Annotated in this window: 12 protein-coding genes; 8 read left to right on the top strand and 4 right to left on the bottom strand. The window is 71.5% G+C overall.

What is annotated here, in order from left to right:
• Positions 1 to 118: 118 nt before the first annotated feature.
• A complete protein-coding gene (locus ACZ4VF_RS17515) occupies positions 119 to 1261 on the top strand; it encodes a GGDEF domain-containing protein (protein ID WP_467926824.1) in 1143 nt (380 codons plus the stop codon).
• Positions 1262 to 1349: 88 nt separating this feature from the next.
• Positions 1350 to 2888 carry a histidine ammonia-lyase gene (gene hutH / locus ACZ4VF_RS17510; RefSeq protein WP_467927362.1) on the top strand — a complete coding sequence of 513 codons (1539 nt, stop codon included), beginning with the start codon at positions 1350 to 1352 and terminating at the stop codon, positions 2886 to 2888.
• A 70-nt stretch (positions 2889 to 2958) separates the two neighbouring features.
• On the opposite strand, the gene ACZ4VF_RS17505 is transcribed toward hutH, so the two are convergent.
• Together ACZ4VF_RS17505 and ACZ4VF_RS17500 are read right to left on the bottom strand one after the other, a co-directional pair.
• Entirely contained in the window at positions 2959 to 3744 is a 786-nt protein-coding gene (locus tag ACZ4VF_RS17505; RefSeq protein ID WP_467926822.1) for a hypothetical protein, read from the bottom strand.
• A gap of 42 nt (positions 3745 to 3786) precedes the next feature.
• Positions 3787 to 4119, bottom strand: coding sequence for a hypothetical protein (locus ACZ4VF_RS17500; RefSeq protein WP_467926821.1), 333 nt, complete (start codon positions 4117 to 4119; stop codon positions 3787 to 3789).
• Between the two features lie 109 nt (positions 4120 to 4228).
• Here ACZ4VF_RS17500 and ACZ4VF_RS17495 point away from each other — a divergent pair, with 109 nt between their 5' ends.
• The 5 genes from ACZ4VF_RS17495 to ACZ4VF_RS17475 all read left to right on the top strand — a co-directional run bounded on the left by ACZ4VF_RS17495 (position 4229) and on the right by ACZ4VF_RS17475 (position 11972).
• Complete coding sequence (locus ACZ4VF_RS17495) at positions 4229 to 4576, top strand: hypothetical protein (RefSeq protein WP_467926820.1); 348 nt, start codon at positions 4229 to 4231, stop codon at positions 4574 to 4576.
• Between the two features lie 226 nt (positions 4577 to 4802).
• A complete protein-coding gene (locus ACZ4VF_RS17490) occupies positions 4803 to 6050 on the top strand; it encodes a L,D-transpeptidase (RefSeq protein WP_467926819.1) in 1248 nt (415 codons plus the stop codon).
• 132 nt (positions 6051 to 6182) lie between these two features.
• A complete protein-coding gene (locus ACZ4VF_RS17485) occupies positions 6183 to 7619 on the top strand; it encodes an ABC transporter permease (protein ID WP_467926817.1) in 1437 nt (478 codons plus the stop codon).
• A gap of 124 nt (positions 7620 to 7743) precedes the next feature.
• Positions 7744 to 8427 carry an ABC transporter ATP-binding protein gene (locus ACZ4VF_RS17480; RefSeq protein WP_467926816.1) on the top strand — a complete coding sequence of 228 codons (684 nt, stop codon included), beginning with the start codon at positions 7744 to 7746 and terminating at the stop codon, positions 8425 to 8427.
• Between the two features lie 242 nt (positions 8428 to 8669).
• Positions 8670 to 11972: a S8 family peptidase gene (locus ACZ4VF_RS17475; RefSeq protein ID WP_467926814.1), complete on the top strand. Its 3303-nt coding sequence runs from the start codon at positions 8670 to 8672 to the stop codon at positions 11970 to 11972.
• Between the two features lie 54 nt (positions 11973 to 12026).
• Here the strand turns inward: ACZ4VF_RS17475 and ACZ4VF_RS17470 are convergent, their stop codons facing one another.
• Positions 12027 to 12935, bottom strand: a complete 909-nt coding sequence (locus tag ACZ4VF_RS17470) for a helix-turn-helix domain-containing protein (protein WP_467926813.1) — start codon at positions 12933 to 12935, stop codon at positions 12027 to 12029.
• A 171-nt stretch (positions 12936 to 13106) separates the two neighbouring features.
• Here ACZ4VF_RS17470 and ACZ4VF_RS17465 point away from each other — a divergent pair, with 171 nt between their 5' ends.
• A complete protein-coding gene (locus ACZ4VF_RS17465; RefSeq protein ID WP_467926812.1) occupies positions 13107 to 14147 on the top strand; it encodes an NAD(P)-dependent alcohol dehydrogenase in 1041 nt (346 codons plus the stop codon).
• A gap of 244 nt (positions 14148 to 14391) precedes the next feature.
• Here the strand turns inward: ACZ4VF_RS17465 and ACZ4VF_RS17460 are convergent, their stop codons facing one another.
• Positions 14392 to 15114 carry a Type 1 glutamine amidotransferase-like domain-containing protein gene (locus ACZ4VF_RS17460; RefSeq protein ID WP_467926810.1) on the bottom strand — a complete coding sequence of 241 codons (723 nt, stop codon included), beginning with the start codon at positions 15112 to 15114 and terminating at the stop codon, positions 14392 to 14394.
• Positions 15115 to 15179: the final 65 nt, after the last annotated feature.

The following is a 15179-nucleotide window of genomic DNA, read 5'->3' as shown; positions in this document are numbered from 1 at the left end:
CGCAGCGGGCGCGGGGAGCCGGCGCCCGTCCTCCCCGCGCCGGCGCCCTTACCCCCGCATTCCACCTGATCGCCCCACCAACAGCCCGGACACTCCCATTCCTCCCTAATCTGGAGTAATGGCTGAGGACAAGCGGCTAGCCGCGGTCGTGGCGCTGGCGCAGGGCATGGCGGCGGCGCACACCCCGCGGGAGTGCTGGCAGGCCGCCGCCCGAGGCGCCTGCCGCGCGCTGGCCGGCAGCTTCGCCGCGCTGTCGGTGTGGGAGCGGGAGCTGGGCCGGCTGCGTGTCCTGGTGAACGTCGGGGACCGCGCGTCGGACGAGGCGGAGTTCCCCGAGTCGGAGACCTACCCGGTGCACCAGTTCCCGGAGATCACCGAGTTCCTGCACGAGCGGTGGGCCGGCGGCGGCGGGCCCAACGCCTGGGTGGAGACGGCCGAGGGTACGGCGAAGGGCACCCCCGGCTACTTCCACCAGCGCGTCGCCGCCCTGCGCCGCCGGGGCCGCGGCTGCTGCGTCGTCGCCCCCGTCGTCCTGCACGGCCGGGCCTGGGGTGAGCTGTACGTGGCGCGGGCGGTCGGCGAGCCGCTCTTCGCACGGGCCGACGCCGACTTCGCCACCGTGCTCGCCGCCGTCGTCGCCGCGGGCATCGCGCAGACCGAGCGGCTGGAGGAGGCCCGCCGGCTCGCGTACACCGACGCCCTGACCGGACTCGCCAACCGCCGGGCCGTGGACGTGCGCCTGGGCGAGGCGGTGGAGCGGCACCGCGCCGAGGGTGTGGCCGTCAGTCTCGTCGTGTGCGACCTGAACGGGCTGAAGCGGGTCAACGACACCTTGGGGCACGCCGTCGGCGACCGCCTCCTCGAACGCTTCGGCTCGGTGCTGTCGCTGTGCGGCGCGATGGTGCCGGGCGCGCTGGCCGCCCGGCTCGGCGGGGACGAGTTCTGTCTGCTCGCGGTGGGGCCGCCCGCCGACGACGTGGTGAAGGCCGCGGACGAGCTGTGCCGGCGGGCCGGGGAGCTGGAGCTGGGGGAGGGCGTCGCGTGCGGGGTCGCCTCGACCGGGGATCCGATCGGCGAGGTGCGGGACGCCCGCCGGCTGTTCCGGCTCGCGGACGCCGCCCAGTACCGTGCGAAGGCGATGCGCCTGGACCGGCCGGTGGTGGCCGGCCGGGAGGGGCCGGACGACCCGGTCGTACGGCTGGCCGACGAGCCGCCGCCCTCGCGGGCCGAGCGGCGGCGGTTCCGCGGGCGTCGGCCGTGAGGCGAACCCCACACCGTGCGGTAAGGGTCGCCCCCGGTCCCCAGTAGTGACATCACCGCATTCAATGCGTACGCTCCTGAATATGGATATGCACACTGTGGTGGTGGGGACGTCCGGTGTCACGGCGTCCGACGTTCTCGCCGTGGCGCGCGGCGGTGCCCGCATCGAACTGTCGGCGGAGGCGGTGGCGGCCCTCGCGGCGGCCCGGGAGATCGTGGACGCGCTGGCGGCCAAGCCGGACCCGGTCTACGGCGTCTCCACCGGCTTCGGCGCCCTGGCGACCCGGCACATCAGCCAGGAACTCCGCGCCCAGCTGCAGCGCAACATCGTCCGCTCGCACGCCGCCGGCATGGGCCCGCGCGTGGAGCGCGAGGTCGTCCGGGCCCTGATGTTCCTGCGGCTGAAGACCGTCTGCTCCGGGCACACCGGTGTGCGGCCGGAGGTCGCGCAGACCATGGCCGACGTGCTGAACGCCGGGATCACCCCGGTGGTGCACGAGTACGGCTCCCTCGGCTGCTCCGGCGACCTGGCCCCGCTCTCCCACTGCGCCCTCACCCTCATGGGGGAAGGGGACGCCGAGGGCCCCGACGGTGTCGTCCGGCCCGCCGGCGAGCTGCTCGCCGAGCACGGGATCACCCCCGTCGAGCTGCGCGAGAAGGAGGGCCTCGCCCTCCTCAACGGCACCGACGGCATGCTCGGCATGCTGGTGATGGCCCTCGCCGACCTGGACACCCTGTACAAGTCCGCCGACGTCACCGCCGCCCTCAGCCTGGAGGCGCTGCTCGGCACGGACAAGGTCCTCGCACCCGAGCTGCACGCCATCCGGCCCCACCCGGGCCAGGGCGCCTCCGCCGCCAACATGCTCGCCGTACTGGAGGGTTCACAGCTCACCGGGCACCACCAGGACGACGCGCCCCGCGTCCAGGACGCCTACTCCGTGCGCTGCGCCCCGCAGGTCGCCGGCGCCGGCCGCGACACCCTCGCGCACGCCCGCCTGGTCGCCGAGCGGGAGTTGGCCTCCGCCGTCGACAACCCCGTCGTGCTGCCCGACGGCAGGGTCGAGTCCAACGGCAACTTCCACGGCGCGCCCGTGGCCTACGTCCTGGACTTCCTCGCCATCGCCGCCGCCGACCTCGGCTCCATCGCCGAGCGCCGCACCGACCGGCTGCTGGACAAGAACCGCAGCCACGGGCTCCCGCCCTTCCTCGCCGACGACGCGGGTGTGGACTCCGGCCTGATGATCGCCCAGTACACGCAGGCCGCGCTGGTCAGCGAGATGAAGCGGCTCGCCGTACCGGCCTCCGCCGACTCCATCCCGTCCTCCGCCATGCAGGAGGACCACGTCTCCATGGGCTGGTCGGCCGCGCGCAAGCTGCGCACCGCCGTCGACAACCTCACCCGGATCGTCGCCATCGAGCTGTACGCGGCCACCCGCGCGATCGAACTGCGCGAGGGCCTCACCCCGGCGCCCGCCAGCCAGGCGGTCATCGAGGCCGTACGGGCCGCGGGCGTCCAGGGACCGGGCCCCGACCGGTTCCTGGCCCCCGACCTGGCCGCCGCCGACGCGTTCGTGCGCGGCGGTGACCTCGTGGCGGCCGTCGAGAAGGTCACCGGCCCGCTCCGGTGAACCTCCGGTGAGACGCGCAGGGGCCCCGGCAGCATGTCGCCGGGGCCCCTCGACGTTCACGGAGGGAACGTCACTTCAGCTTGGCGGCCTGCGCCTTCACGACCGGAGCGGAGACCGTGTAGGCCTTCTTGCTCATCATCGCGCCGATGTTGATCGTCGTGTACACGGCGAGGGTGTTCCCGTGCCGCACGACCTCGGCGTGCAGCGGCAGGGAGCCGTCCTTGCCCGCGTCGTTGACCGCGGTGAAGGCGACCGACGCGTCACCGGTGCCGGAGGACTTCTCCCCGGAGACCTTGGTGAACTTGCCCTTCTCGCCGTCCTGCTCGCCGGAGAAGCCGCCCGAGCAGGCCTTGACCGCGTCGGAGACCGACTTCAGCCCCTGCTCGGCGCCGTCACCGTCGTACGAGGCCAGGGTGACCACGGTGACGTCCAGGTTCATGGACTCGTTGATCGAGTCCTCGAACTTGCCGTCCTCCAGCGAGGTGGCGTCGGGCTTGGGGGCCTTCTTGTCCTCGGTGGCCATCTTGCTGGTGTGGGCCGCCGGGGAGCCGGGCGCGATGCCGGTGAAGGCGCGCAGCACCGGGTCGCACTGGGCGTCGTCGGCCCTGACCTTGCCCGCGTCGGGGACACCGCCCTCGACCGCGCCGACCTTCTGCCCGGGCACGTCGCCCTGGGTGATGATCCGCTTCTCCAACTCCGCGGCGCTCAGCGTCTTCGCGGCAGGCTTCGCCGCGTCCTTGCCCGAGGTGGTGCCGGAGTCCTTCGAGTCCCCGTTGCCGCACCCGGTGACGAGGGCGAGCGACAGAGCGCTCACAGCTGCGGTGGCGCACAGCCGCACGCCCGATGATCTGTTCATGGGCGAACTATGTGCGGTCTGTCAAGCGTTCGTCAAGGCAGATTAAAAACCCAGGCGTTCCCGGCGTACCGAATACACCACGAATCCGGCGCCCACGGCGAGGAAGAGGCTGCCGCCGATGACGTACGGGGTGGTGTCGAAGGCCCCCGTGTCGGCCAGCTCGGTCTCCTGCGCCGCCTGGTCCGCGGACTCGGTGGTCGACGCCGTCACCGCTCTGGCCTGCGTCACGTGGGTGACCTGGGTCGAGACGGCACCGGTCGCCGTCTCTCTCGCCGGGGCGTCCTGCGAGGCGTTCGCGGACGGGACGAACCACAGCGCGCAGAGCAGGGTGCCCGCGGCGGTGGCGGTCAGCAGCGGACGGCGAGCGGATGACACGGAATATCGATCCCCTTGTGACGCTGGCGAATTGGCCGTGTGGGGCGATGTTAGTGAAAGGCGCGGGTCACAGGAAAGTCACGGGAGGTTTCGGCCGTACGCTCCCGCCATGAGTGCAGAAGACACATCACGGTTTGTACGGCTTCGCGTGGAGCTGGTGCTGGAAGTTCAGGACGACGACGAGGTGACCAAGGCCGCGCTGCGCCGGGTCGCCGAGGACTCCGAGCTGCCCGAGGCGGAGCGGACCCACGCCGAGAGCGCTGTGACGGAGGACACCGCGGAGGCCCTGGCCTATCTCGTGGACCCGTTCGACCTGGTCAACGCGGTGCCCGGGGTGGAGCTCCAGCAGGCCTCCTGGTCCAGCGAGCGGATCGACTTCGACCCCGATTCGCCCGACTGGGACCTGGACGAGGATGATGGGGCGGCGGACGACGAGGAAGAGGACGGCATCGGCTGAGCGTCGCGGGGCACCCATGACCCCGGACGGCAACCGCCGTCCGGGGTTTTGTCGTCCCAGGGGGCGCACGGACCGGAACCCGCACCGCCCGCGACCGCGTTCCGCGGACGTGGGATGCCCCACAGACCCGCGGTCTGTGGAACGGGGAGGGGCGGCCGTAGCGTTCAAGGTTCTTGACGGGGACTCTCGGGCTTATCGCGACTCGGCAATGATGGAGAAGCTTGTGATGACGGACAGTATGCGGCGCAGGGGCCTGGCGGCCGCGTCCGCTCTGCTCGGCGGTGTGCTGGTGCTCACGGCGTGTTCCGGCGGCGACGACGCCTCCGGCAGCGGCAGCGGCGACACCTCGCAGGCCAAGGTCGACGAGGCGGCGGCCAAGAAGTCGTCCGAGGCGCAGATCACGATCACGCCCAAGGACGGCTCCAACAACGCCTCGATCAACAACTCGGCCGCCGTCACCGTGCGCAAGGGCACCCTCACCGGCGTCACGATGACGACCCAGGACGGCAAGACCGTCGCCGGCCAGCTGTCCGCCGACAAGAAGAGCTGGAAGCCCAGCGTCCAGCTGGAGCGCTCCACCACCTACAAGCTCGCCGCCGAGGCCAAGGACTCCGAGGGCCGGATAGCCCACGAGAACGCCTCCTTCACCACGGTCTCCCCGGCCAACAGCTTCATCGGCAGCTTCACCCCGGACAACGGCTCCACGGTCGGCGTCGGCATGCCCGTGTCGATCAACTTCGACAAGGCGATCACCAACAAGGCCGCCGTGCAGAAGGGCATCACGGTCAGCTCCAGCAGCGGCCAGGAGGTCGCCTGCCACTGGTTCAACGCCAACCGCATGGACTGCCGTCCGGAGGAGTACTGGAAGGAGGGCTCCACCGTCACCCTGAAGCTCGCGCTCGACGGCGTCCAGGGCGCCGACGGCGTCTACGGCGTCCAGCAGAAGACGGTCACCTTCCACATCGGCCGCAACCAGGTCTCCTACGTCGACGCGCAGACCAAGCAGATGAAGATCACGCAGGACGGCAAGGTCGTCAAGACGATCCCCATCTCCGCCGGCTCGCCCGACAACAAGACGTACGAAGGCCGGATGGTGATCTCCGAGAAGTTCAAGGAGACCCGGATGAACGGCGCGACGGTCGGCTTCACCGACGACGACGGCAAGGGCGAGTACGACATCAAGGACGTGCCGCACGCCATGCGCCTGACCACCTCCGGCACCTTCATCCACGGCAACTACTGGGGCGCCCCCTCGGTGTTCGGCAACGTCAACACCAGCCACGGCTGTGTGGGCCTGCAGGACAAGAAGGGCGCGAACGACCCCAGCACGCCGGCGGCCTGGCTCTACAACCACTCGCTGATCGGTGACGTCGTCGTCGTGCAGAACACCGGCGACAAGACCGTCTCCCCGGACAACGGCCTCAACGGCTGGAACATGGACTGGGCGCAGTGGAAGGCCGGCTCGGCCGTCTGACGCCTCCTCAACCACGCCTCCGGTGCCGCCCCCAGGGGCGGCACCGGTGTGTGCGGGGCCGGCCGCGGCCTTCTCATGCCGCTCTTATGCCGGCCTTATCGTGTCATCAGGGTCCGTCCCTAGCTTGCGGCCATGTTCTTCACCTACCTGAGGCGCGAACTGCGCCGCCGCAGAAAGGCGGCCCTCGTCGTCGCCTCCGGGCTCGCCCTGGGCATCGCGCTGGTCATCGTGGTCGACTCCGTGTCCAACGGCATGGGCAAGGCCCAGGACAAGGTCCTGCAGTCGCTGTACGGGCTGGGGACCGACATGACGGTCACCAAGGCGGCGCCGGCGTCCACCGGCGACGCCCAGCGCCCCCGCTTCCGCTTCGACGCGCAGGGCGACGACGACGCCGAGCAGAGCAGCGACCGCGTCATGGTGCAGGGCTTCCAGACGCTGCCGGTCTCCACGGTCGGCAAGGTCGGCTCGCAGCCCGGGGTCTTCGACGCGGTCGGCGGACTGAGCCTGCGGGTCCTCAAGGTCAGCGGCCAGTTCACGCGCGGCCGGATCCAGCAGGAGGACGCGGGCGGCGGGTTCCGGCGCGGCGGGGAGGGCCGGCCGCAGGGCGAGGTGAAGGGCGGCGGCGCCGACTTCGACGTCGACGACTACTCCGTCTACGGCACCGACGTCACCGAGCCCGCCCTGGGCCCGCTGACCTCCTCGAAGATCACCAGGGGCCGCACCTTCAAGGCGACGGAGACCGACGCCGGGGTCGCCGTGGCCGACTCCGCCTACGCCCAGCGCAAGAAGTACGAGGTCGGCTCCACCGTCACCGTCAAGGGCGTCACGTTCCGCGTGATCGGCATCGCCACCGCCGACAGCGGTGACCCGGCGGCCGACCTGTACATCCCGCTGAAGCGGGCGCAGACCCTCGCCGGCGCGAAGGACGAGGTCACCACGGTCTACGTCAAGGCGGCCGACTCGCAGAAGATCGACGGCGTCAAGTCGACGATCCGGAAGAACGTCCCCGGAACGACGGTCACCACCTCCGCCGACCTCGCGGACACCGTCTCCGGCTCCCTGTCCACCGCCTCCTCCCTCGCCACCGACGTCGGCACGTGGCTGTCCCTCGCCGTGCTGGTGGCCGCGTTCCTGGTGGCGGGACTGCTCACCTCCTCCGCGGTCTCCCGCCGGGTCCGCGAGTTCGGCACGCTGAAGGCACTGGGCTGGACGTCGGGCCGGGTGACCCGGCAGGTGGTCGGCGAGGCCGTCGTCAACGGCCTGGCCGGCGGCGTCCTCGGTATCGCCCTCGGTCTGGCGGGCGCCTACGCCGTCACGGCGATCAGCCCCGCACTGAAGGCCCGGCTGGGCGGCGGCACGGGCGCCGGCACCGCCGGCGGTGGCTTCCCGGGCGGCCCCGGAGGCCGGACGGCCAAGACCCTGGAGGTGGCTCTCACGGCCCCGGTGAGCGTGACGACGATCGTCCTGGCGGTGGGCCTCGCCGTGGCGGGCGGCCTGATCGCGGGCGCGTTCGGCGGCTGGCGCGCGTCCCGGCTGCGCCCGGCGGACGCGCTGAGGCGGGTGGAGTAACCCGGCTCCCCGGCGAAGACCGGCCGGTCCGGCCGAGGGGCGCGGGGAACCGCGCGCCCAGCCCCCGCGGACCGGCGGCCGCACCCGAGCGCGCGTCCACCCCCGAACGGATACCGGAGCCACCATGTACGAACTGAGAGACGTCACCAAGCGCTACACCCGGGGCAAGGACACCGTCCACGCCCTCGACGGAATCGACCTCACCATCGCCGACGGGGACAGGCTCGTCATCCAGGGCCCCACCGGCGGCGGTAAATCCACCCTCCTGCAGATGCTCGGCGCCCTCGACCGGCCCACCTCCGGCGAAGTCGTCCTGGACGGCACGGATCTGGCCGGACTGACCGAGGCGCGGCTGACGCGGCTGCGCAGCGAGAACATCGGTTTCGTCTTCCAGTCGTTCAACCTCATCCCCACCCTCACCGCCCAGGAGAACGTGGAAACCGCCCTCGTACCCCTCGGTATCAAGGGGAGGGAACGGCGTGAACTGGCCGCCGAGGCACTGGAATCGGTCGGTCTCGGCGAACGCCTCGGCCATCTCCCCGGCGAGATGTCCGGCGGACAGCAGCAGCGCGTCGCCATCGCCCGGGCCGTGGTGAAGAAGCCCAAGGTGCTGCTGGCCGACGAGCCGACCGGCAACCTGGACGAGGGGACGCGGGACGAGATCATGGACGTACTGGAACGCCTGTGGAAGGAGCACGGGCTGACCTTCATCATGGTCACCCACGACTCCGCGCTGGCGAGGAAGGCCCCGCGCCTGGCCACCCTGCGCAAGGGAAGGATCACCGTGCGGGAGAACGCCGGGACCTGACGGCGTATAACACCCGGGAACGCCACGGCACTTCCCGGTTCTGTAACGGTGTTCCGGCCGCCGCGTAACAGTTTCCGTACGCGCTTTCTCACCCTCCTCTCATCTATTGAGCCGTCTGATCACCCCCCGGCATACTGCGTCACCCGGGGGGCTGACGTTCATACATGCGAGTCCGCCCCCGGCCGGGTGAACGGGGAATTCACCCGGTACTCCATCTCCAGGGGGAGAACTTGCGCAGACAAGTGAAAAGAGCAGCTGCGGCCACCGTGGCAACGGCCGCAGCGGTCGCCCTCGCAGCGGGTATGACCAGCCCCGCGTCGGCGAAGCCCGCAGGCGCCCCGGCGGCCGTCGCCGCCTCCGACGTCACCGCCCGGCACCACGTCACCCTGATCACCGGTGACCGGGTCGCCCTCGACGCCAAGGGCCGCATCGTCGGCCTGGAGCGGGCCAAGGGGCGTGAGCACATACCCTTCCAGGTCCGCAAGGCCGCCGGACACACCCTGGTCATCCCGGCCGACGCGGCCCGCCTGGTCGCCTCCGGCACACTGGACCAGCGTCTGTTCGACGTCACCGAGCTCAACAAGGCCGCCACCCGCAAGGCCCAGAAGAACGGCCTGAAGGTCATCGTCGGCTACCGCGGCGCCGCCACCGCCGCCAAGGCCGACGTCCGGGACGCGGGCACCCTGCGCCGCAGCCTGAAGGCGCTCAACGCGGACGCCGTGCAGACCCCGGTCAAGGCCACCGGTGAGCTGTGGGACGCCGTCACCAACGGCGACAGGACCGCCTCCGGCATCGCGCACGTCTGGCTCGACGGCGTCCGCAAGGCCTCGCTCGACCAGTCCGTGCCGCAGATCGGCGCCCCCACCGCCTGGGCCGCCGGCTACACCGGCAAGGGCGTCAAGGTCGCCGTCCTGGACACCGGTGTGGACACCAGCCACCCCGACCTGAAGAACCAGGTGCTGGAGTCCAAGAACTTCACCGCCGCCGCCGACGCCACCGACCACTTCGGGCACGGCACGCACGTCGCCTCCATCGTGGCCGGCACCGGCGCCAAGTCGGGCGGCAAGTACAAGGGTGTGGCCCCGGACGCCAAGCTCCTCAACGGCAAGGTCCTGGACGACTCCGGCTCCGGTGACGACTCCGGCATCCTCGCCGGCATGGAGTGGGCGGCCTCCCAGGGCGCCTCCGTCATCAACCTCAGCCTCGGCGGCTACGACACCCCCGAGGTCGACCCGCTCGAAGCCGAGGTCAACAAGCTCTCCGCCGAGAAGGGCGTCCTGTTCGCGATCGCCGCGGGCAACGACGGCCCCCAGTCGATCGGTTCCCCGGGCAGCGCGGACGCCGCACTGACCGTCGGCGCCGTCGACAAGAAGGACAAGCTGGCGGACTTCTCCTCCACCGGCCCGCGCACCGGTGACGGCGCCATCAAGCCGGACGTCACCGCGCCCGGCGTGGACATCACCGCCGCGGCGGCCAAGGGCAGCGTCATCGACCAGGAGGTCGGCGAGAAGCCCGAGGGCTACCTGACCATCTCCGGCACCTCGATGGCCACCCCGCACGTCGCGGGTGCCGCCGCCATCCTCAAGCAGGAGCACCCCGACTGGGGCTACGCCGAGCTGAAGGGCGCCCTGACCGGCTCCGCGAAGGGCGGCAAGTACACCCCGTTCCAGCAGGGCTCCGGCCGCATCCAGGTCGACAAGGCCATCAAGCAGTCGATCGTCGCCGACCCGGTGTCGGTGAGCTTCGGTGTGCAGCAGTGGCCGCACACCGACGACAAGCCGGCCACCAGGAAGCTGACGTACCGCAACCTCGGCGACAAGGACGTCACGCTCACCCTGAGCAGCACCGCCACCAACCCCAAGGGCGCGGCGGCCCCGGCCGGCTTCTTCAAGCTCGGCGCGACGACGGTGACCGTCCCGGCGCACGGCACGGCCGCGGTCGACCTCACCGTCGACACCAAGCTGGGCGGCACCGTCGACGGCGCCTACTCCGCGTACGTGACGGCGACGGGCGACGGGCAGACCGTCCGCACGGCCGCCGCGGTGCAGCGCGAGGTGGAGTCGTACGACCTCACCCTGAAGTTCATCGGCCGTGACGGCAGGCCCACCCCGAACTACGGCGCCGACCTCAGCGGTATCGCGGGCCTGGCCGGCGGCATCTGGCTGAACCCGTACGACAAGTCCGGCACGGTGAAGGTGCGCGCGCCCAAGGGCACGTACATCCTCAACACCTCCGTCTACGCGGACCCGCAGGACGCCACCAAGGGCATCGACTGGATCGCGCAGCCGAAGCTGACCGTCGCCAAGAAGCAGACGATCACCATCGACGCGCGCAAGGCCAAGCCGGTGGACATCACCGTCCCGGCCAGGGGCCTGACGTCGCGGTTCGCCTCGCCCGAGTTCGACGTGGTGCTCGGGGACAACCAGTACGGCTACGGCTGGTTCCTGGACACGTACAAGAACTTCCGCACCGCCCACCTGGGCCCGCAGCTGCCCGCCGGCTCGCTGCGCCAGCAGTGGGACGGCCACTGGAGCAAGGGCGCGACCGAGCAGTACGACGTCACCTCCGGCGGCGCGGTCAAGCAGCTCGCCACCGGCTACACCAAGCACTACAAGGCGAGCGACCTGGCCACGGTGAAGGCCCGGCTCGGCGCCGCGGCCAAGGGCAAGAAGGGCTCGATCGACGCGGTGGGCTGGCTGCCCGGCAGCTCCAGCGGTTCCTCCATCAGCATCCCGCAGAACCTGCCCGGCACCCGCACCCTGCACCTGTCCGCCACCGGCGGCGTCCAGTGGCAGCTGGAGTTCCAGCAGAACGGCGGCGTCGACCAGGACGGCTTCCCGGTCAACGAGATCGGCTACGGCCTCGGCCAGTTCACCTTCAAGGCCGGCCGGACCTACACCAAGACGGTCAACACCGCGGTCTTCGGCCCGCACGTGGGCACGGGCGCCGGTCTCTTCCGGGACGGCAACGAGATCTTCGGCTCGCTGCCGCTGTTCGCCGACTCCGGCAAGCACGCCGGGTACTCGCAGTACACCTCGGCGAACACCACCCTGTACCGCAACGGCACCAAGGTCGGCTCCAACGACGACCCGCTGTACGGCGGGAAGACCTTCAAGGTCCCGGCCGGTGACGCGGCCTACAGGCTGACCACCTCGGTCAAGCGGTCCTCGAAGGTGGCGGAGGCCTCGACGCGCATCGACGCGGCCTGGACCTTCCGCTCCAAGAAGCCGGCCGACTTCACCCAGCTGCCCGCCTCCGCGCCGCACTTCGGCGCCACGACCGGCCTCGACAGCCGCGTCACGGCCGGCAGGACGGTCACCTTCCCGGTCACCGTCGAGGGCTCGGCCGCGGGCCGCAACCTGAAGTCCCTCGCCGTCTACGTCTCCTACGACGGCAAGAACTTCAAGAAGGTCACCGTCAAGAGCGGCAAGATCACCGTCAAGAACCCGGCGAAGAACAAGGCGATCTCGTTCCGCGCCAAGATCACCGACAAGAAGGGCAACACGTCGGAGGTCACGATCTACAACGCGTACTTCGGCAAGTAGGCCGTAGCGCTCCCAGGTGAGGGGCACACCGGAGGACAGCCTCCGGTGTGCCCCTCACCGCGTCGCCGCCCGGGTCGCGTCGGCGCCCCAGCTGGCCAGCAGACGCAGGGACTCGGCCGACGGGGAACCCGGCTCGGCGTGGTAGGTGAGCAGGGACTGGTCCGAGCCGTCCGTCAGGCGGAAACTCTCGAAGTTCAGGTCCAGGTCGCCCACCAGCGGGTGGTGCAACCGCTTGACGCCGTGGCTCTTCTCCCTGACGTCGTGCGTGGCCCACAGCCGGCGGAACTCCTCGCTCTTCACGGACAGCTCGCCCACCAGCGCCGACAGCCGGGGATCGTCCGGATAGCAGCCCGCGTCCATCCGCAGCGCGCACACGATGTCGATCGCCTTCTGCTGCCAGTCGACGAACAGCTCCCGGTAGTCCGGGTGCAGGAACACCAGCCGCGCCCAGTTCCGCTCCGCCGGCGGCAGCTGCGCCCAGTCCCCGAAGACGGCCGCCGCCATCCGGTTCCAGGCGAGGATCTCCGCCCGCCGGCCCACCACGTACGCCGGCACGCCCTCCATCGAGTCCAGCAGCTGCCGCAGCGCCCCCCGCACCTGCTGCTGCCGCGCCGCCGGCTTCTTCTTGTGCGCCTTCGGCTTCGCCAGGTGGGTGAGGTGGGCGTGCTCGGCCTCCGTCAGCCGCAGCGCCCGCGCGATCGAGGCCAGCACCTCCGCCGACACGTTCCGCCCATTGCCCTGTTCGAGCCGGGTGTAGTACGCCACCGACACCCCGGCCAGCTGCGCCAGCTCCTCCCGGCGCAGCCCGGGCACCCTGCGCTGCCGCCCGAAGCCGGCCAGCCCGACGTCCTCCGGCTTCAGCCGGGCCCGCCGGCTGCGCAGGAACTCGCTCAGCTCCGCCCGCCGGTCCAGGGCCCGGCCGGCGGTGACCGCCGCGTCCGGCTGCTCGTCGCTGCTCTCCATGCGTCCAGTATTCCTGGTCGTACGCCCACGAGCCTGACCCCGCCAGTGGTACGCACAGCCGTCGTACGCAAAGCCGTGGTCTGGGTGGCGGGGCCGCCGCCTTGCAGGCTGGAGGCCGTACCCGGCAGAAAGAGAGCCGGGCGCGAACCCCCTCGCTAGGAGATCCCCGGCATGACCACTGTTGCCGCATACGCCGCACCCGCCGCGAAGGCTCCGCTGGAGCGGACGACCATCGAGCGACGCGCGGTCGGCGAGTTCGACGTCCTGATCGACATCAAATTCGCCGGCATCTGTCACTCCGACATCCACCAGGCCCGGGAGGGCTGGGGCGAGGCGATCTTCCCGATGGTCCCCGGCCACGAGATCGCCGGTGTCGTCGCCGAGGTCGGCCCCGGCGTGACGAAGTTCCAGGCCGGCGACCGGGTGGGGGTCGGCTGCATGGTCGACTCCTGCCGAGAGTGCGAGAACTGCCTGCGCGGTGAGGAGCAGTACTGCCTCAAGGGCATGGTCGGCACCTACAACGCCGTCGGCAAGGACGGCGAGCCCACCTACGGCGGCTACTCCGAGAAGATCGTCGTCGACGAGAACTACGTCGTCCGCATCCCCGACGGCCTGTCCCTGGACGTCGCCGCGCCGCTGCTGTGCGCGGGTATCACCACGTACTCCCCGCTGCGCCACTGGAACGCGGGCCCCGGCAAGAAGGTGGCCGTCGTCGGTCTCGGCGGCCTCGGCCACATGGCCGTCAAGATCGCCCACGCCATGGGCGCCGAGGTGACGGTCCTGTCCCAGTCCCTGCGCAAGAAGGACGACGGCCTGAAGCTGGGCGCCGACCACTACCACGCCACCAGCGACCCGAAGACCTTCGAGGAGCTGGCCGGCACCTTCGACCTGATCGTCTCGACCGTGTCGGCGCCGATGGACTTCGGCGCACTGCTGTCGCTGCTGAAGGTCGACGGCGCCCTGGTGAACGTGGGCGCACCCGAGGAGCCCGTCGCGCTCAACCTGTTCTCGGTGATCGGCGGCCGCAAGACCCTCGCCGGCTCCATGATCGGCGGCATCCGCGAGACCCAGGAGATGCTGGACTTCTGCGCGGAGCACGGGATCGGTGCCGAGATCGAGCTGATCAGCGCCGCCGAGATCAACGAGGCGTACGAGCGGGTGCTGGCGAGCGACGTCCGCTACCGCTTCGTCATCGACACCGCGACGATCTGACCCCGGGTCCCGCGGGCCCCGGTCCCGCCGGTCCTGTACGGCCGTAGTCCCGCCGGCCCCCTGGGCCTGCCGGGCTACGGCCCGCGTGGTCCCCGCCGGCCCTGCCGGGCTACGGCCTTCGGCGGATCGCGCGCCTCCCGCGGGGCGACCGCCGGATGCGGGCCGTCACGGCCGTTCGCGCGGCCCCGCCCGCACCGTGGGCGCGCCCCGTTCGCACGGTCCCCCACGCCTTCGGGGCGAGCTCCTACCGGCCGAAGCCCTCCCCGGCGCCGTACGCCCGCACCAGGACGGCCCCGTCGCCCGCCGGCCGTACGACATGGACCCGGCCCGCCCCGGACACCCGCACCTCGTCGCCGTCCACCGCGACCAGCGTGTTCTCGTCCACCGCGACCCCGTACGGCACGTCGCCCCGCGCGACCGCCGCGACCAGCCGCGGCAGCGTGCCCCACTGGGCCGCGTGCACGTCCACCGCGAACGGGACCAGTCCGAGCCCCGCCCGCACCTCGACCTCCGCCAGGTCCTCCCCGGTCTCCTCCGGGCACACCGGCACCCCCTCCACCAGCCACCCGCCGACCACGGCCCGCCGCGCGGCCACGGCGGCACCGGCGGAGAAACCGGCGTACGGCAGACCGCGCGCCGCCAGCAGCTCCGGCAGCCGCTCCAGGCACCCCGACAGGGCTTCCTGGTAGGCCGGCGTCAGCCCGCCGCACACCAGCAGCCCGTCGATCCCGTCCAGCGCGGCCTCCGGCTCGAACCGGCCGCCGAGCGGCACCGGCAGCGGCACCGGTACGCACGCCGGGTCCGCCTTCCCCAGGGCCGCCGCGTACCGCTCGAACTGCGCGGCCCCGTCCCCCTCGTCCAGGACCAGGCAGCCGACCCGCCGCCGCCCGCGCACCTCGCGCAGGAACGGCTCGTACACCTCGGCGCGGTCCCAGCCGCCACCGATCAGAAACACAGGACTGCCCATGCCCTCCCCTTCACCTTCCGCTTCCTGGCCGAAGGGCGAATCTACGGGGCGGCCGCCGGAGCCGT

It is taken from the genome of Streptomyces sp. NPDC029151 (assembly GCF_055564315.1).
The sequence above is the reverse complement of the archived record's forward strand: the minus strand, read 5'-3'. Positions and strand labels throughout refer to the sequence as shown.